Genomic DNA, 16,265 nt, shown 5'->3' with positions numbered 1-16,265 from the left:
TGCTGCCCCCAGATGCAAACCATGAACACGACCCGTAATCCGTCTCCCAAGACCGATCTGGCAGTGACCCACGTGCTGGCTCAACTGCTGGAAAAGCTCGAGCACAGCCCCGTGCCCGTCGGCGCCGAGCAATACCGCTCGGTGGTCGAGCACCTTGTCCACGAGTTCGAGGATGTCGAACAGGGGGCCGAACTGGGCCGCCTGCTCGACGCCTACCCGGCCGCGGCCGAGGTGTACGAAAATCTCAACTATCAGCACGCCGGCCTTTGCCGGTCGGCGCTCGACGCTTCTCTTTCGGCCGAAGTCAGTGCCCGTGAAGCCATTGCCCGCGCCATGCGCGGTGCCCAACCGAACAACAAGGACAAGACGCATGGCGAAGGGTGAAGTAAAGACGGCTGTGGTGGCGGACGGCCTGCGCTACAAATCGAAGACGCCGGGCTCGCCGTTCAGGGCCTCGGCTTCGTTCAGCGGGGCGACCATGTCCTGCTTCATGTGCGGCAAGCACCGCGTGCGCTCGCAATTGCGCACCCGCCAGGTGCTGGGCAAGTCGCAGACGGTTTGCGCGCCTTCGTGCAAAGCGCTCGACGAAGCCCTGGAATAAGCCCGTTCGGTCTTGCCGCTAGCACGGCGGCGAGACGTTTTGGCGACATTTCCTTGCGCCCAGGTCACGGATTGGCTTCCCCGGCGACTCGATTTGGATATACAGTTGGAAACAAATAATGCACGTAATTGCATTTATTCAAAAGTTCTAATTTCAGTCGTCTCAATGAATTGCAGCCAAGCCGTTGACGTCCTTCGCAGGGCGTGGATTTCAACGCTCGCAAAGGGGTTCAGCCATGGCTAAGCCGCGTCATGTCGTCATGCAGGTGGTCAGGCGTTCATCGGGTAGCGCCACGCACCATGTCGAATTCCTCATGGACGACAACTTCGCGGAGCGGCTGCGCCAGCTGCGTTCGCTGGTGCCGCCTCTCGGCAGCCTCAACAAGCAGCGGGATCTCGTCATCGACAAGGTGCGCGTGCGCCTGCCGAATGCCATCTGGCGCTCCGGCAACGAGATCGACGCGGACGGGGGCGTGGACGGTTCCTGCATCGTCATTGCGGCCGAAGGCTCGTTCAACTGCGGTGGCAAGGACCGCAAGACGCGCGAGAAGCTCGTGACGTACAACTTTTCGATTGCGCGACTGATCGAGCTGCATGCCGAGCGCGCCGAGGGCGAAACGCTCTACATCCGCGACGGCGTGTTCGCCAACGACGAGCCTGCCGAGTCGCCAGCCGGCCGCTGGGTCGCGTCGATGCATGAACTCGAAGTGGTGATGCGGGTGCCCGACGCCCCGTCGGACTTCGACACGCTGCACGACCTCACGCTGCGCCCCGAACACCAGCAGTCCGGCGGCAACACCACGCAGCGCGCCACCTTCTTCTGATCTTCTGACGCGTTGGTTTTTCAGCGCGCCGCGGCCGCTTCCGGCGCCGGGCCGCCGACGGGCGTGTACTGCGCCCGGTTGTTTTCCAGCCAGCGTTCGGACAAGGTGCTGTCCTGCTGCATCGGATGGAAGTCCGCGCGCAGGTAGCTGCGCCAGCCCGCGAGGTTGCCGCGCAGCAGGCCATCGCGGCTCAGCAGAATGCGCGCCGCGCTCTTCCAGGTCGACCACTTCCACAGTTGCTTCTCGTGGCGCAGGTTGTCGACGGTCTGGCGCATCAGGTCGCCCAGGAACATCATCGTCACGCGGCGGAACCAGCGCTTGCGCCATTCGTCGGAGCCGCCAGCGGCCTTGTAGATGTCGAAGGCGACGCTCTTGTGCTCCAGCTCTTCGGCGCTGTGCCAGAGCCACATGGTGCGCAGCCGGGGCTCGGCGCCGTCGAGAATTTCGGGGTGGGCGAGCAGCCATTCGGCGAACATGGCGGTGAAGTGCTCGGTGGCAGCCGTGACCGCCAGCGCATGGCGCGGATCGGCGTCTTCCATCAGTTTCAGGCGCTTGCTGGCGCGTGCCGTCCAGCCATCGACCAGGCCCTGGCTCTCGAGATGGCTGTTGAACAGCGAGTGAATGCGCCGGTGCGTCGCTTCCTGGCCGATGAAGCCGCGCACGTCGGCGCGGTGCTGTTCCTGCACCTCGGGCGGCAGGGTGGCCACGGCATCGCGCACGGCGTCGATGAAGAATTGTTCTCCAAAGGGGAAACTCATCGACAGGGCATTGAAGAAAGCGGTCGAGAATGCATCGCCGCCACACCAGTCTCGGGCGAACGGCGGTTGCAGGTCGATCAGAAGGCGTCGGACAACGAGTTCAGTCATGAAATCAAGCCTCGAAGAAAGCACGCAATGCGTGGGAGGAGGGTTGGTACATCTTCGTACCGCATGCCTCCATGGTGCGGCCGGTCGTTGGTACTGTCAAGTACCAAGGCGTAGGAAAATGTTCCATCCATGAGCGAAACCATTGAAAAGGCCGTGACGCCGAAGTCTCCCGACGGCCCGGCGAGCGAGCATTACAACCGGCTTCTCCAGGGCATGGCGCAGGCAGTGGCGGCCAAGGGCTATGCCGAGACGACCATTGCCGACATCGTGCGCGAGGCGGCCGTGTCGCGCCGCACGTTCTACGAACATTTCAGCACCAAGACCGAATGCCTGATTGCGCTGTATGAAACCGCGAGCCGGCTCGCCCTCCAGGCGGTGAGCGAAGCCTTCGACCCGGTGCAGCCCTGGCATGCGCAGGTCGAGCAGGCCATGACGGCGTATTTCGATTACCTCGCGCAAGACCCGGTGCTGCTGCGCACGCTCTTCGTGGAGATCCTCGGGCTGGGCATGCCGGGGCTGGTGGTGCGCCGCCGGGTGAATGACGAGATCGCCAACTTCATCCAGGTCGCCATCAACAGTGCCGGCGGCGCTGAAGAGCCCTCGGCACACCTGACGAGCGAGATGGCGATGACCGTGGTCGGCGGCATCAACGAACTGGTGCTGCAGGCCATCGAGCAGGACCGCGCGGGCGATCTGCGCGAACTGGTGGCGCCCGCGACCCGGCTGGTGCGGGCCGTGGCTGCCGAAAGCCTGCGCTAGGCGCGCCGGGCTTGCATGCTGCCGCGCGGGGTGGCCGCCAGCCACAGCGCGAGCAGGCCGGCCAGCGTCAGCGCCAGCAGTGCCCCGAGATAGGGCAGCACGTCATGCAGCGGCGCCCCCATCTGGTTGAGGCGCAGCGAGCCCTGGATGCCGGCGGTGCTCGGAAACAGCCAGCGCAGCGCCTGCAGCGGCCCCGGCAAGGCCTCCACCGGCCATGAGAAGCCCGAGAGAAACGCTATTGGCAAAGCAGTGAACAACAGCACCTGCAAGGCCCGCTCGCGGTCGCGGAACCAGCAGCCCAGCAGCAGGCCGAGCGTGCAGATGGCAGGCACATAAAAAGCGAGCAGCACCATCGCCCCCAGCGGGTTGCCGCCGCGCGGGTAGTCCTGCAGGAAGAACACCCAGCCGAAATAGAACAGCCCGCTCAGGAAGCCGAAACCCGAAAGCGCCCCCAGCCGCCCCAGCCACGCGCCCATGGAAGCCCGCAGCCGTCCGGCTTCGGCCCAGGTGCCGGCCAGCATCGCCGCGCCCATCAGCAACGTCTGCTGCAGTATCAGCAGGGCCACCGCCGGCACCACGTAGCTGCCGTAGCCTTCGGTCGGGTTGAACAGCGCCACCAGCTGCGTGTTGAGCGGGCTGCGACTGCGCGCGGCCTGCACCGCGCTCTGGCCGCCGGCCTGCAGCTTGCGTATCTCCACGCCCGCCGACACGGTGCCGACCGTTTCCGAGAAACCGTACAGCACCGCCTTGTTCAACAGCGCATACGCGCCGTTGCCTTCGATGGTGACCACCGCCGGGGTGCCGCGCAGCACGTTGCGCTTGAGGTCCGCCGGCAGCAGCGCGTAGCCCTCGATCTCGCCGCGCCAGAGCGCCTGCTGCGCCTCGTGCACGTCGGACGTGACCATGCGCACGTCCAGCCGCGGATTGGCCATTGCGAAGCGCGCGATCTGGCGCGACAGCGCGCTGTGGTCCTGGTCGACCACCGCCACCGGCACGCGCGTGACGGCCTGCGTGCCGTAGGGCCACGGATAGAAGAAGCCGTAGATGACCGGCGCGATCAGCATGATCAGCAGCACGCCCTTGTCGCGCAGCACCGCCAGGGCGGTGTCGCGCCAGGCGGCGCCGAAGCCGGTGCGCTCGCTCGTCGTCATCAGCGGCCTCCCCAGGTGTCGGGCGCGCGGGCCGCGCGCACCAGCGCGGCGGCAGAGGCGGCCAGCAGCACGGCCGTGCCCAGCACCATCCACAGCGGCGTCGCCACCGAATAGAGCAGCGGCGCGCCCATCTGCAACTGTTCCATCTGCACGCGGATGTAGTGCGTGTAGGGCAGCAGGTTGGCCCACATGCGCGCGAACAGCGGCATCGCGACCAGCGGAAAGCCCACGCCGCCGAAAGCGAACGCCGGCGCGGTGATGAAGCCCGTGGCCGACAGCGCGGTGCGCAGCGAGCGCGTGAGGCTCGACACGAAGGCGCCGAGCGCCACCGACAGCGCCAGGAACACCACCAGCGCGAACAGCGTCCAGCCGAGCGAACCGACCGGGTGCCAGCCGCGTCCCGCCGTGATCCACAGCATGGCCGCGATCGCCACCGCGCAAAGGCTCAGGAAGGGCAGCGCCAGCTTGCCCGCCAATGCAGCCAGCGCCTCATGCCAGCGCGGCGCGGCGCCGAGCCATTCGCCGATGCTGCGGTCTCGCAGTTCGCGGCCCACGGACCATGCGCCGGCCGTCATCGCGAGGATGTGGAGCAGCGCGGGAACCAGCGCCGCGCCGAGGAACTGTTCGTAGTCGGTCGAGGTGTTGAACAGCGCGACCATGCTCGCCTTGACCGGCTCCATGCTCGCGCGCGCGGCCCTCATCGATTCGCCGCGCTTGTTGCGCACGGTGAGCTCCACCCCGCCCGACACCGTGGCCACGGCGGTGCGCACGTCGCGCTGGATCAGGCTCGAATGCGTGCCCAGCTGCGCGTTGTGCAGCAGCACGACCTGGCCGACGCGACCCTGCTTCACGTCGCGGCTCAGGTCCCGCGGCAGCTGCACCGCCGCGTCGACGGCGCCGCTGGCCAGGGCGCGCGCCATCTCGCCTTCGTCACTGTATTGCTGCACCACGCGCAGGCCCGGCGTGGCGTCGAGAAAGCGCACCACCTGGCGCGAGAGCGAGGAGTGGTCCTGGTCGAGCACGCCGATGGGCAGTCGCTCGGGCAGGCCGGCGGAAAAGATCCACCAGATCAGGAAGACCGCGAGCAGCGGCACCCACGAGACCATGGCCAGGTCCCAGGGGCGCGTGCGCAGCAGCGCGAACTCGCGCCGTGCGCTGGCAGCGGAAAAGCCGCGCAGGCTCATCGCGGACTCAGTCGACCAGCACGCTCATGCCGGGACGCGCGCCGTCGATGGGCTTGAGCGGGCGCGCGCGGACCTCGAAGGTACGCACGTCGAAGCCCGCGCCGCCGCGCGTGGCGCGCCAGGTCGCGAAGTCGGGCAGCACGGCGCTGTAGTAGACCTTGAAGCGGGCGGTGCGCTTGCCTTCGGGCAGCGCGGGCAGGCGTGCGTCGAATTCGTTGCCGAGCGCGAAACGGGAGAGCCGGTCTTCGCGCACGTTGAGCACCACCCACTGGTCGCTCAGGTCGACCACGGTGACGACCGCCACACCTTGCGGCGACAGTTCGCCCACCTTGGCCAGCACCTTCGCCACCTCGCCGCCGACGGGGCTGCGAAGCTCGGTCTCGGCCTTGGCGGCTTCCGCCTCGGCCACCACGCCGGCCACCTGGCGGGCCTGTGCGCTGGCGGCGGCCTTGTCTTCGGGGCGGGCGCCGGTGCGCGCCATGTCGTACTGCGCCCTGGCCGCGATGGCGGCGTCGCGCGAGGCTTTCCAGTTGGCTTCGGCCTCGTCGCGCTTCTGGTCGGCCACCAGGCCTTCGCGCGCCAGCCCGTCGACGCGGCGGAACGAGGTCTGCGCCAGTTGCGCGGCCGTTTCGGCGCGCTGCCATTGCATGCGCGCCATTTCCACTTCCTGCGGGCGGGCGCCGTTCTGCGCCTTCTCTGCCACGGCCTGCGCGGCCTGTTCGGCGGCGGTCGCCTGCGCGAGCTTGGCGCGCACTTCGGGGCTGTCCATGCGCACCAGCACCGCGCCGGCCTGGATGCGGTCGCCTTCCTTCACCGCCACTTCGGCCACGCGTGCCGTCACCTTGCCGGCGACGTCGGTCTCGCGCGCTTCCATCTGGCCCTGGAACACCTCGGGCGCAGGCTGCGACGCGCGCCAGAAGCCCCAGACCAGCAGCGCGAGCACGAGCAGCGCGACCAGGATCGCGATCAGTTTTCGGGTCTTGGCACTCATCATCAATTCACCTTCACGTCTGCACGCGCGATGTAGTCGGAAAACTTCTCGGACAGGCCCGCGCTTTCGAGCAGTTGCGCGAGCGCCTGCACGTAGTCGTTGGCGGCTTGCGCGCGTTCGGTCAGCACCTTGGCCTGGTTGGTCTCGGCATCGATCAGGTCGAGCGTGGTGCTCGTGCCTTCGCGCAGGCCGGAGGTGCGCAGCTTGACGACCTCTTGCGCCAGCTCGACCGAGGCCTTCATTTCCAGATACTGGCGGCGCGCGTTTTCCAGCGCGCGCCAGTTGCGCTCGACCAGCAGCGCGATGTCGCTGCGCGCCTGGGCGCCGGTGCGTTCTGCCTGCTCCACCTGCTTGAGCGATGAGGCCGACAGCGCGTCGCGGTCGACCGAGTCGTACAGCGTCCAGCGCACGCCGACGCCGGCCACCCAGTCGGCGTTGCCGCTCTTGATTTCGCGCGTGCCGAAGGCGATGACCTGCGGGCGGCGCAGCGCTTCCTCGCCTTTGTGCAGTTGCTCGGCCTGCGACTTCTTTGCCGCGACCTTGCCCAGGCCCGGATGCCGCGTGAGCGCCGAATCGATGAAGTAGCCCAGCGGCTCGACAGGCGTGCTGATGAGGAACAGCGGCGTCTGCGGCACCACCGTGCCGTCGGCGCGCAGCGTGCGTGCAAGCGCCACGCCGGCCAGCGCGGCGTCGTTCTCCGCCTTGCGGGCGTTGCGCCGCGCTTCTTCATAGGCGGCGCTGGCCTGCAGCCGCTCCACGCGCGAGATCACGCCGGCCGCGAGCATCTTCTGCGCCGCCGAATCGTGCTGCGCGATGGTGCGCTCGGCCTGCGCGCGCAGCACGGCCGCGCGCTGCGCAAGCTGGGCGCCGAAGTAGCGCTGCACCAGCAGCGTGTCGACCTCGTGGCCGGCCTGCTCGGCATCGGCTTCGGCCTCCCGCGTTTGCGCCGACACGAAGCCGCGCACCGCATCGGTCGCGCCGCCCAGGTAGATCGGCCACACGGCGGAGATCGAAGCGTTGGCGCCGCTGTCGTGCCGGTTCAGCGTGTAGCTGTTGGGCAGCTGCGGAATCGGCACGCGCGAGACAAGGCTCTGGATCGACGACGGCAGCGCCGAGCCGATCTGCCCGAGCTTCTGGTTGAGCGGATCGAGGTCGAGGTTCAGGTTGGCGTTGTAGGCATAGGCCAGCCCCGAGACGGCGACCGTCGGGCCGCCCAGGCCCTTGAGGCCCTGGCTCTGCAGTTCCTTGGCGTCGACGGCCGCGCGGGCGGCGGCCAGCTTGTCGGAGCGGTCGACCATGCGCGCGCGGGCGGCGTCGAAGCTCAGGGCCAGGGCGCTGTCGCCGCGGGGCTGCGCCTGGGCTTGCGCGAACGCCGGGCCGCCCAGCATCAGCAGCGCCGGCAGCAGCAACAAGGAGGGATGAAGGGGGCGGGAGCTTGTCATCGGTCAGGCGGTCTTGTGCAGCAGGGCGTCGAGTTCCTGCTGCAGGATCACGGGGAACGCGGCTTGCACCGCGCCGGTGGCGAGCGGCCGCGCCTTCTCCAGCAGCTGGGCCGTGCGTTCGGCGTCGATGGCGTCGCCCGTCAGCAGGCTGTCGGCCAGGGTGCGCAGCCAGTGCCTTGCCACGGTGCGCAGGGTGCGCGCCATGGTTTCCTGCATGCCGATGACCTGCTCCAGCGGCAGGCCGAGGGCGGCGAGCTGCTCGGCCACCTGCCCGAGTGCGGGGCTGAGCATTTGCACCTGCCCGTCGGGCAACTCGCGCATGAGCCCGGCCTTGCTGGCGCGGGCGAGCAGGGCGGGCGTCATCTGGCCGTTCCACTTGGCAGCGAGGCTCTTGGCGGACACGACCACGGGCGTTTCCGAAGCGAACAGGCTGCCCGACATCGAGCGTGCGACCGAGACGAGGTCACCCCACACGGAAGCCGGTGCACGCCCGAAGATGCGGCGGATCGCCTCGATGCCGAAGCCTTGGTCGCGCAGCTCGCGGATCAGCGCGAGGCGCTGCGCATGGTCTTCGCCATAGAGCCCGAGACGGCCGCGCAGACGGGGCGGCGGCAACAGCCCGGCGGTGGTGTAGGCGCGGATGTTGCGAACCGTGACGCCGGTGCGCGTTGCCAGTGCCTCGATGGAAAGATCCTCGGCGGCAGGGGTGGCATCGGTAGCGGGCACGGCGGGCGTGTTCATCCGACAGATTGTATGTTACATCGGAAGTGTTGTATTCATCAGACCTGGATCGTGGGCTTGTAGTCGGCCAGCAGCACGTCTTTCCACCTGCCGAAGATGGCCATCAGCCCGACCGCCACCGCGCCCGACAGCAGCACCACGCCGCAGGCATGCACCCATCCGTTGTCGAAGGCGCCGAACATCACCGCCCGGAAGGCCTGCACCACCCAGCTGAACGGCAGCCAGCTGTGTACCGTGCGGAAGAAGCCGGCCGACAGTTCCACCGGCAGCACGCCGCCGCCGGCCGAAAGCTGCAGCGTGAGCAGCAGCACGGTCAGGATGCGGCCGAAGTCGCCGAACACATGCAGGATGGCGAACAGCACCACCAGGAACACCAGCGAGGCCAGCGCCATCGTGAGCGCCAGGGCCGCCACGTGCGGCGCCTGCACCTGCAGCACGCCCAGCAGCGTGGCCAGCACCAGCGCCGCCTGCAGCAGCACGATCAGCGCGGGCATGGTGATCTTGCCGAGCGTCTTGGCGAGCTTGGGGTAGTGCGTGTGGTCCGACAGCACGATGCGGATGTTGAACAGGTAGCCGGCCATCACCGCGCCGATCCACAGCGCGACCGACACCATGTTCGGCACGAAGGCGCTGCCGTTGTTGGCCACCGGCGCCACCACCTCCACCCTGGGCTCCACCGAGTCGGCCAGGCCCGAGGCGCTGCCCTGGATGCGGGTGATCGAAGCGGGAAGGGCGGCTTCGATGGTGCGCACGCCGGTCAGCAGCCTCTGTGCGCCCTGTGCGAGCTGCGTGCCGCCCTGCACGAACTCATCGAGCTTGCGGTCTTCGGGCAGCTTGCCGGCCATGGTGCGGATGCCGGCGGACAGCGCGCCCATGCCGTCGGTGAGCTTGCCGACGCCGCCTTCGAGCGCCGTGGCACCGGCGTCGAGCTTCTGGCTGCCGTCCTGTGCCTTGCTCATGGCGGCCTGTGCCTGCTCGAGCCCGCCGCGCAGCTTGTCCGCGCCACCCGCGAGTTCGCCGGCGCCCTTGGCGATGCGTTCGCCCACGAAGGGAATGTCGGCCGACTCCCGCTGCAGCCGGCGTGCGCCGTCGCCCAGTTGGCCGGCGCCGCCGTGGAGCTGGTCGAGGCCGTCGCCGATCTGCACCAGGCCCGAGCCGAGTTCGTGCTGGCCCGCCGTGAGCTGTTGCGCGCCGCTCTTGAGCGCGCGCAGGTCCGCGTCGGCCGGCAGCATCGACTGGATGAGGCGGATGCCGCCATTGACCTGCTTGAACCCGTTGCCTACCTCCCGCGCGGCGGTGCTGTATTGAGCGGTGCCAGCGGCGAGCGTCTGCGAGCCGTCTCGCAGGGTCAGCAATGCCTGCTTGAGCTGCTCCAGCCGCTGCTGAGAGCCGGCCGCCGCGTTGAGCACGAGCGTCCAGCGCTGCTCGTTGAGCATCTCGTTGACCTGGTGCCCCAGTTCGCCCGCGAAGCGGCGGGCGAGGCCGGCGGAGCTGTAGTTGTTGCCCTCGGAGGTGTAGACCACCAGCCGCCCCGCGCCGCGCTGCGCGCCGGGCACCGCATCGGCGCTGAAGTCCGGCGGAATCAGCAGGGCGAAGGCGAGCGTGCCGCGCCGCACTTCGGCGCGCGCCTCTTCTTCGTCGGTCATCACGCGAAAGCCGAAGGCGCGCTTGGCCAGCAGGGTGCTTGTGAGCTGCTCGCCGACGTTGACCGAATGCGCCATGTAGGTCACGCCCCGATCCTTGTTCACGATGGCGGCGGGCAGGTCGGCCGTGTGGCCGGCCGGGTCCCAGACGCTCGTCAGGTAGATCAGCGCATAGATCGCCGGCACCATGCCGACCGCGACGATGGCCAGCAGGATGCGCGGAAAGCGCCGCACGACCGCAAGCTCCGCACTGGCAATGGCCAGGGTGCCGGCGACGAGGGCGCGGAGGTAATTCATGGAGCTACGGAGTCTTCAGCGCCATGGACGGGGCGGCGTGCGGGAGGTTTCAGGCCGGCTTCTTCTGTGCCGGGTCGTAGAAGAACTGCTCTTCGGCGATGCGCTCGCCCACCCAGCGCTGCCAAGCGATTTCTTCCATGCGCATTTTTCCGCCGCCCTTGAAGCTGAACTCGAAGATCCAGTGAATGGCGACGTGGTCGCCATTCACCAGCACCGGCCGCACGCAGGTGGACACCACCGACTCGGTGCGCGCCAGCACGGCGCTTTCCTGCGCCACCAGCGTGCTGCGGCCCCGCCGCGGCTCGGCCTGGTTCTCGCGCATGGTCGCATCTTCGGTGTAGTAGTCCTCGATGGCCTTGGCATGCGCGCCGCCTTCTACAGCGGCAATGAACGATTCGAGTCGGGCGGGTGTGGGCATCTCAAGACTTTACTTTGACTTCCACGCGGCGGGCCTCCGAAGGCGGCCCGTCGGCCTGCGATTGCTCGGGCTTGGCGAGCTCGATCTTGTCTTCGGGCGCGCCGGCCGCCTTGAGCGCGTCGCTCACGGCCATGGCGCGCTGCTTGGCCAACTCGGCATTTTTCGCCGGGTCGCCGCTGGCGTCGTGGTAGCCGCTCACGAGCACGGTGCTGCCGCTCTGCACCGCCTTGATGACGTCGGCCAGGGCTTCCCTGGCGTTGGGCGCCACCTCGGCGCTGGCGGTCGCGAAGTAGAACTTGACGACGCCGTTCTCCACCTTCACCGCAGCGGTTTCCACGGCCGACACGGCGCCTGCAGCCACCACCGCGCCGGGCGTCGACGGCGCCATGGCTGCCGGGGCCGTCGCGGCGGGCGGCGTCTCGATCTTCGTCGGCACGGCGGCCGCCGCATCGCCGGCGTGGAACTTCACCACCAGCGGCACGATGAGCAGCGCCACGATGTTGATGATCTTGATCAGCGGGTTCACGGCCGGGCCGGCGGTGTCCTTGTAGGGGTCGCCCACGGTGTCGCCGGTGACGGCCGCCTTGTGCGCCTCGGAACCCTTGCCGCCGTGGTGCCCGTCCTCGATGTACTTCTTGGCGTTGTCCCATGCGCCGCCGCCCGTGCACATCGAGATGGCGACGAACAGGCCGGTGACGATGGTGCCCATGAGCAGCCCGCCCAGCGCCTTCGGCCCGAGCAGCAGGCCGACCACGATCGGCACCACCACCGGCAGCAGCGACGGGATCATCATTTCCTTGATGGCCGCGCCGGTCAGCATGCCCACCGCCTTGCCGTACTCGGGCTTGCCGGTGCCTTCCATGATGCCGGGGATGTCGCGGAACTGGCGACGCACTTCCTCGACCACCGCGCCGGCCGCGCGGCCGACGGCTTCCATGGCCATCGCGCCGAACAGGTAAGGGATCAGCCCGCCGATGAACAGGCCGACGATCACCATCGGGTCGCTCAGGTTGAAGCTGATGGCCTGCCCGAAGCTCTCCAGCTTGTGGGTGTAGTCGGCAAACAGCACCAGCGACGCGAGCCCGGCCGAGCCGATGGCGTAGCCCTTGGTCACGGCCTTGGTGGTGTTGCCCACGGCGTCGAGCGGGTCGGTCACGGCGCGCACGCTGTCGGGCAGTTCGCTCATCTCGGCGATGCCGCCGGCGTTGTCGGTGATGGGGCCGTAGGCGTCGAGCGCGACCACGATGCCGGCCATGCTCAGCATCGACGTGGCAGCCACCGCGATGCCGAACAGGCCCGCCAGCGAGTAGGACGCCAGGATCGCGATGCACACGAAGATCACCGGCCATGCGGTGGAGCGCATCGACACGCCCAGGCCCGCGATGATGTTGGTGCCGTGGCCGGTGGTCGAAGCCTGCGCGATGTGCTGCACGGGCTTGTACTGCGTGCCGGTGTAGTACTCGGTGATCCACACCAGCGCTGCCGTGAGCGCCAGTCCCACGAAGCAGGCGCCGAACAGCTTCAGCTGGCTGCCGCTCGGGGCGATGGCGTTGTCGGGAATCAGCCAGCTCGTGACGAACCAGAATGCGATCAGCGAGAGAACACCCGCCACCGCCAGGCCCTTGTAGAGCGCCGGCATCACGTTGGTCATGCCCGGCGAGGCCTTGACGAAGAAGCAGCCAATGATCGACGCGATGATCGACACCCCGCCCAGCGCCAGCGGATAGAGCACCGCGTTGGTCGGCGCGGCCGTGACCATCAGCGCGCCCAGCACCATGGTGGCGATCAGCGTCACCGCGTAGGTCTCGAACAGGTCGGCCGCCATGCCGGCGCAGTCGCCGACGTTGTCGCCCACGTTGTCGGCGATGACGGCCGGGTTGCGCGGGTCGTCCTCGGGAATGCCGGCCTCGACCTTGCCCACCAGGTCGGCGCCGACGTCGGCGCCCTTGGTGAAGATGCCGCCGCCCAGCCGCGCGAAGATCGAGATCAGCGATGAACCGAAGGCGAAGCCGATCAGCGGGTTGAGGATGGCCGAGAGGCTCTGGCCCGCAGCCGGCGTGCCGCTCGCCAGGAACCAGTAGAAGCCCGACACGCCCAGCAGGCCCAGCCCCACCACCAGCATGCCGGTGATGGCGCCGCCGCGGAACGCGACGTCGAGCGCCGGGCCGATGCCGTGCGTGGCCGCCTGCGCGGTGCGCACGTTGGCGCGCACCGACACGTTCATGCCGATGAAGCCGCAAGCGCCCGAAAGCACCGCGCCCACGATGAAGCCGACCGCGGTGGTCAGGTCGAGGAAGAGGGCGATCAACACGGCGAGCACCACGCCGACAACCGCGATGGTCGTGTACTGCTTGGCGAGGTAGGCGGAGGCGCCGGTCTGGATGGCCGCCGCGATTTCCTGCATGCGCGCGTTGCCGGGGTCCTTCGCGAGAATCCAACTTCGGGCCCAGAAGCCATATGCCACGGCCACGAGGCCGCAGACGACTGCCAGTATCAGGGGGGTGTTGCCGATCATGCCTTGCTTCTCCATTCGTTCGTTGCGACTAGTGGAGACGGGCAGCATGGGCCCTTGCGTGCAACGCGTACGGGGCCATGCTATCCGTCGCGTTGCTTCCTCGAAGCTCGCTGCACCGGGGTGCGGAGCCGATTGGCCAACGGTTGCAATTTACAGGCAAAAACAGATGCGCGTGCGACCGGCCGGTGACACGGAAAGTAAACTCCGGGTTTGTCCCCATCCGTCTCATACTTTTCAACTACTCGAAAAACGTCATGTCCTTCGACAAAGTTTCCCCCGGCAAAAACGTCCCCGATGCCTTCAACGTCGTGATCGAAATCCCGATGAACGCCGACCCGATCAAGTACGAAGTCGACAAGGAATCGGGCGCGATCTTCGTCGACCGCTTCATGACGACGGCCATGTACTACCCCGCCAACTACGGCTACGTGCCGCAGACCCTGTCGGGCGACGGCGACCCGGTCGACGTGCTGGTGATCGCGCCGTACCCGCTGCTGCCGGGCGTGGTCGTGCCGTGCCGCCCGCTGGGCATCCTGATGATGGAAGACGAAGCCGGCGTCGACGGCAAGGTGCTGGCCGTGCCCACCGACAAGGTGCTGCCGATCTACAGCCACTGGAAATCGGTCGACGACGTGAACCCGATGCGCCTGAAGGCCATCAGCCACTTCTTCGAGCACTACAAGGACCTGGAAGCCGGCAAGTGGGTCAAGGTGCTGGGGTGGGAAGGCATCGACTCCGCCAAGAAGGAAATCCTGGACGGCATCGCCAACTACAAGAAGTAAGTTCTGCTGCCGCAAGGCAGCTCTCCGGGGGCGCAATGCCCCCGGCTCGGCGGCTTCAGGCCCGGACCGCGTCCGAGGCCAGCCGCATCCACTCGCGATTGACCGACCGCGCGTGCGAGTTCCAGTGGCGCGCCGCCTGCTGGAGCTCTTCCCAGTGGCGTTGCGCGCCGCTGGCATCACCTTGCTGTGACAGCCACGCGATATAGCGGGCACGGGTCTCGACCGTGTTGTATTGGCTCAGGGCGCTTTCGAAGGCTTCGCGTGCCTCTTGCTGACGCCCGTTGGCGGCCAGTGCGCGGGCGTTGAGCAGGGCGACTTCGTCGCGCCGGTAATCGTCGCGCGTGGCGCGCAGGGCCTGTATCGCCTGCAGGGCTTCCTGCCCGGAGGCCGGACCGCCAGCGGCGAGCAGCGCGCTGGCAAGGCCGAACTGAAGCTCGGGGTCGGATGCCAGCGGGCCTTTGAGCGCATCGCGGTAGTGGCCCACGGCTTCGGCGGGCTGGCCCCGGTCCAGCGAAGCCTTGGCCAGGCGCAGCTTGTTCTGGGCGGTGGGCGCGAGGTCGTAGGCATCGGCAGCGGCGCGGTATTCGCGTTCGGGATCGATGAACCCGATGGCCGCGCTGGCCACCTTGCCGGCGGTGCGCTGCATGCGCGAGGCCGGCAGGTACTCGACCACGAAGTAGACGAGGCTGCCGAGCAGCGGAAAGCTGAACAGGATGATCAGCCAGTACATCTGCTTGCCGTGGCGCATGGCATGCACGGCAAAGAACAGCGCGACAAGAACGTGCAGCCCCAGTCCGACGAATGGCATGGTGCGTTTCCCTTGGTGTTGTTGTGGATTCGGGCGTTTTTATAGCAGGCCGACATGGCACGAAAACCAGTCCGCGGTCAGGCGGCCTTGAAGGGACTGCGCTCGCCCAGGTGGTCCATGTAGTTCTCGATGCCCGCGCCCTCGCGTTCAAGGAAACGCTCGACCGCGTCCGCAAACGACGGATGCGCCAGCCAGTGGGCGCTGGTGGTCTTGACCGGCATCAGCGCGCGGGCCATCTTGTGCTCGCCCTGTGCGCCGCCCTCGAAGCGTTTGGCGCCATGCTCGATGCACCAGGCCAGCGGCTGGTAGTAGCAGGCCTCGAAGTGCAGGCAGTCGACGCGCTCCAGCGCCCCCCAGTAGCGGCCATAGGCGACCAGCGGCTCGTCGGGCTGGGTCGAGAGGGCGATCAGGCTCGAGGCCATGGGCTTGCCGTTGCGCTCGGCGATGAACAGCAGCCACGCTTCGGGCATCGTGCCGGCCATGCGCCGGAAGAAATCGCGCGTGAGGTAGGGCGGGTTGCCGTGCTCGCGGTAGGTGCGCTCGTAGCAGCGGTAGAAAAAGTCCCAGTCGGCCTTCGAGATGTCTGCGCCGCGCGACCAGCGAAAGCTCACGCCCGCGTCGGCCACCTTGCGGCGCTCCTGGCGGATCTTCTTGCGCTTGTCGTGGGAGAGGCTGGAAAGGAAGCTGTCGAAGTCGGCGTACTGCGCGTTGGTCCAGTGGAACTGCACCGTGTTGCGCAGCATCAAGCCGCTCTCGGTGCATGCGGCAATGTCTTCGTCTGCGCCGAACAGCAGGTGCAGCGAGGACAGCGCTTCCTGCTTGCACAGGGCCACCAGGCCCTGCACCAGCAAGGTGCGGCTTTGCGCGTCCCGGGCCAGCAGGCGGGTGCCGGGTACGGGCGTGAAGGGCACCGCGACCACGGCCTTCGGGTAGTACGCCAGCCCGTGCTGCTCGTAGGCGTTGGCCCAGGCCCAGTCGAACACGTATTCGCCGTACGAATGGTCCTTGATGTAGAGCGGGCACGCTGCATGCAACTGCTCGCCGTGCCACAGCGTGACGAACTGCGGCATCCAGCCGCTCGCGGGCGTGGCGCTGCCGCTTTCATGCAGCGCCGAGAGGTATTCGTGGCGCATGAAAGGCGAAGGCTCGGCCTGCGTGGCGAGCAATGCGTTCCATGCCTGCGGGCTCACGTCCGACGGCGACGACAGAACCCGAATGACATAATCGTTCAAGCCTTTTTCTTC

Annotated in this window: 16 protein-coding genes; 5 read left to right on the top strand and 11 right to left on the bottom strand. The window is 67.9% G+C overall.

Annotated features, from left to right (window positions below; genetic code table 11):
* Positions 1 to 12: 12 nt before the first annotated feature.
* From AC1RVW_RS07950 to AC1RVW_RS07940, 3 genes are all read left to right on the top strand, one after another.
* The gene (locus tag AC1RVW_RS07950) at positions 13 to 384 is read left to right on the top strand and encodes a hypothetical protein (RefSeq protein WP_081266288.1); all 372 of its coding nucleotides are present in this window, start codon (positions 13 to 15) and stop codon (positions 382 to 384) included.
* On the top strand, positions 371 to 601 hold the full coding sequence (locus AC1RVW_RS07945) for a hypothetical protein (protein ID WP_081266289.1): 231 nt from the start codon (positions 371 to 373) through the stop codon (positions 599 to 601). The genes AC1RVW_RS07950 and AC1RVW_RS07945 overlap by 14 nt, the downstream gene beginning before the upstream one ends.
* A gap of 235 nt (positions 602 to 836) precedes the next feature.
* Positions 837 to 1,424: a hypothetical protein gene (locus AC1RVW_RS07940; protein ID WP_081266290.1), complete on the top strand. Its 588-nt coding sequence runs from the start codon at positions 837 to 839 to the stop codon at positions 1,422 to 1,424.
* 20 nt (positions 1,425 to 1,444) lie between these two features.
* Here the strand turns inward: AC1RVW_RS07940 and AC1RVW_RS07935 are convergent, their stop codons facing one another.
* Positions 1,445 to 2,290 carry a metal-dependent hydrolase gene (locus AC1RVW_RS07935; RefSeq protein WP_205367090.1) on the bottom strand — a complete coding sequence of 282 codons (846 nt, stop codon included), beginning with the start codon at positions 2,288 to 2,290 and terminating at the stop codon, positions 1,445 to 1,447.
* Between the two features lie 129 nt (positions 2,291 to 2,419).
* Here AC1RVW_RS07935 and AC1RVW_RS07930 point away from each other — a divergent pair, with 129 nt between their 5' ends.
* On the top strand, positions 2,420 to 3,049 hold the full coding sequence (locus tag AC1RVW_RS07930) for a TetR/AcrR family transcriptional regulator (RefSeq protein ID WP_081266292.1): 630 nt from the start codon (positions 2,420 to 2,422) through the stop codon (positions 3,047 to 3,049).
* Here AC1RVW_RS07930 and AC1RVW_RS07925 read toward each other — a convergent pair.
* The 8 genes from AC1RVW_RS07925 to AC1RVW_RS07890 are packed head-to-tail and all read right to left on the bottom strand — an operon-like array spanning position 3,046 to position 13,431.
* On the bottom strand, positions 3,046 to 4,200 hold the full coding sequence (locus AC1RVW_RS07925) for an ABC transporter permease (protein ID WP_493199142.1): 1,155 nt from the start codon (positions 4,198 to 4,200) through the stop codon (positions 3,046 to 3,048). The two genes, AC1RVW_RS07930 and AC1RVW_RS07925, sit on opposite strands and share 4 nt — an antisense overlap.
* Positions 4,200 to 5,384, bottom strand: a complete 1,185-nt coding sequence (locus tag AC1RVW_RS07920; RefSeq protein WP_493199140.1) for an ABC transporter permease — start codon at positions 5,382 to 5,384, stop codon at positions 4,200 to 4,202. The genes AC1RVW_RS07925 and AC1RVW_RS07920 overlap by 1 nt, the downstream gene beginning before the upstream one ends.
* 7 nt (positions 5,385 to 5,391) lie before the next feature.
* A complete protein-coding gene (locus AC1RVW_RS07915; protein ID WP_493199138.1) occupies positions 5,392 to 6,378 on the bottom strand; it encodes an HlyD family secretion protein in 987 nt (328 codons plus the stop codon).
* On the bottom strand, positions 6,378 to 7,817 hold the full coding sequence (locus AC1RVW_RS07910) for a TolC family protein (RefSeq protein WP_493199136.1): 1,440 nt from the start codon (positions 7,815 to 7,817) through the stop codon (positions 6,378 to 6,380). Before AC1RVW_RS07910 ends, AC1RVW_RS07915 begins: the two co-directional genes overlap by 1 nt.
* Before the next feature lie 3 nt (positions 7,818 to 7,820).
* The gene (locus AC1RVW_RS07905; protein ID WP_493199134.1) at positions 7,821 to 8,558 is read right to left on the bottom strand and encodes a MerR family transcriptional regulator; all 738 of its coding nucleotides are present in this window, start codon (positions 8,556 to 8,558) and stop codon (positions 7,821 to 7,823) included.
* A gap of 38 nt (positions 8,559 to 8,596) precedes the next feature.
* A complete protein-coding gene (locus tag AC1RVW_RS07900; protein WP_493199133.1) occupies positions 8,597 to 10,498 on the bottom strand; it encodes a YhgE/Pip family protein in 1,902 nt (633 codons plus the stop codon).
* Positions 10,499 to 10,547: 49 nt separating this feature from the next.
* On the bottom strand, positions 10,548 to 10,916 hold the full coding sequence (locus AC1RVW_RS07895; RefSeq protein WP_493199131.1) for a nuclear transport factor 2 family protein: 369 nt from the start codon (positions 10,914 to 10,916) through the stop codon (positions 10,548 to 10,550).
* Position 10,917: 1 nt separating this feature from the next.
* Complete coding sequence (locus AC1RVW_RS07890; protein WP_493199129.1) at positions 10,918 to 13,431, bottom strand: sodium-translocating pyrophosphatase; 2,514 nt, start codon at positions 13,429 to 13,431, stop codon at positions 10,918 to 10,920.
* Between the two features lie 254 nt (positions 13,432 to 13,685).
* On the opposite strand from AC1RVW_RS07890, the gene ppa reads away from it, so the two are divergent.
* Positions 13,686 to 14,213, top strand: coding sequence for an inorganic diphosphatase (gene ppa / locus AC1RVW_RS07885; protein ID WP_081266300.1), 528 nt, complete (start codon positions 13,686 to 13,688; stop codon positions 14,211 to 14,213).
* Between the two features lie 55 nt (positions 14,214 to 14,268).
* Here the strand turns inward: ppa and AC1RVW_RS07880 are convergent, their stop codons facing one another.
* Entirely contained in the window at positions 14,269 to 15,021 is a 753-nt protein-coding gene (locus tag AC1RVW_RS07880) for a hypothetical protein (protein ID WP_081266301.1), read from the bottom strand.
* Positions 15,022 to 15,098: 77 nt separating this feature from the next.
* Positions 15,099 to 16,253, bottom strand: coding sequence for a GNAT family N-acetyltransferase (locus AC1RVW_RS07875; RefSeq protein WP_285410795.1), 1,155 nt, complete (start codon positions 16,251 to 16,253; stop codon positions 15,099 to 15,101).
* Between the last annotated feature and the right edge of the window lie 12 nt (positions 16,254 to 16,265).

The sequence above is a fragment of the Variovorax sp. MPBD4-3 genome (genome assembly GCF_058809745.1).
The sequence above is the reverse complement of the archived record's forward strand: the minus strand, read 5'-3'. Positions and strand labels throughout refer to the sequence as shown.

Coding starts and splice junctions, on each gene's coding strand:
- AC1RVW_RS07950 (WP_081266288.1), top strand. CDS start 13: ATGCAAACCATGAACACGACCCGTAATCCGTCTCCCAAGACCGATCTG.
- AC1RVW_RS07945 (WP_081266289.1), top strand. CDS start 371: ATGGCGAAGGGTGAAGTAAAGACGGCTGTGGTGGCGGACGGCCTGCGC.
- AC1RVW_RS07940 (WP_081266290.1), top strand. CDS start 837: ATGGCTAAGCCGCGTCATGTCGTCATGCAGGTGGTCAGGCGTTCATCG.
- AC1RVW_RS07935 (WP_205367090.1), bottom strand. CDS start 2,290: ATGACTGAACTCGTTGTCCGACGCCTTCTGATCGACCTGCAACCGCCG.
- AC1RVW_RS07930 (WP_081266292.1), top strand. CDS start 2,420: ATGAGCGAAACCATTGAAAAGGCCGTGACGCCGAAGTCTCCCGACGGC.
- AC1RVW_RS07925 (WP_493199142.1), bottom strand. CDS start 4,200: ATGACGACGAGCGAGCGCACCGGCTTCGGCGCCGCCTGGCGCGACACC.
- AC1RVW_RS07920 (WP_493199140.1), bottom strand. CDS start 5,384: ATGAGCCTGCGCGGCTTTTCCGCTGCCAGCGCACGGCGCGAGTTCGCG.
- AC1RVW_RS07915 (WP_493199138.1), bottom strand. CDS start 6,378: ATGATGAGTGCCAAGACCCGAAAACTGATCGCGATCCTGGTCGCGCTG.
- AC1RVW_RS07910 (WP_493199136.1), bottom strand. CDS start 7,817: ATGACAAGCTCCCGCCCCCTTCATCCCTCCTTGTTGCTGCTGCCGGCG.
- AC1RVW_RS07905 (WP_493199134.1), bottom strand. CDS start 8,558: ATGAACACGCCCGCCGTGCCCGCTACCGATGCCACCCCTGCCGCCGAG.
- AC1RVW_RS07900 (WP_493199133.1), bottom strand. CDS start 10,498: ATGAATTACCTCCGCGCCCTCGTCGCCGGCACCCTGGCCATTGCCAGT.
- AC1RVW_RS07895 (WP_493199131.1), bottom strand. CDS start 10,916: ATGCCCACACCCGCCCGACTCGAATCGTTCATTGCCGCTGTAGAAGGC.
- AC1RVW_RS07890 (WP_493199129.1), bottom strand. CDS start 13,431: ATGATCGGCAACACCCCCCTGATACTGGCAGTCGTCTGCGGCCTCGTG.
- ppa (WP_081266300.1), top strand. CDS start 13,686: ATGTCCTTCGACAAAGTTTCCCCCGGCAAAAACGTCCCCGATGCCTTC.
- AC1RVW_RS07880 (WP_081266301.1), bottom strand. CDS start 15,021: ATGCCATTCGTCGGACTGGGGCTGCACGTTCTTGTCGCGCTGTTCTTT.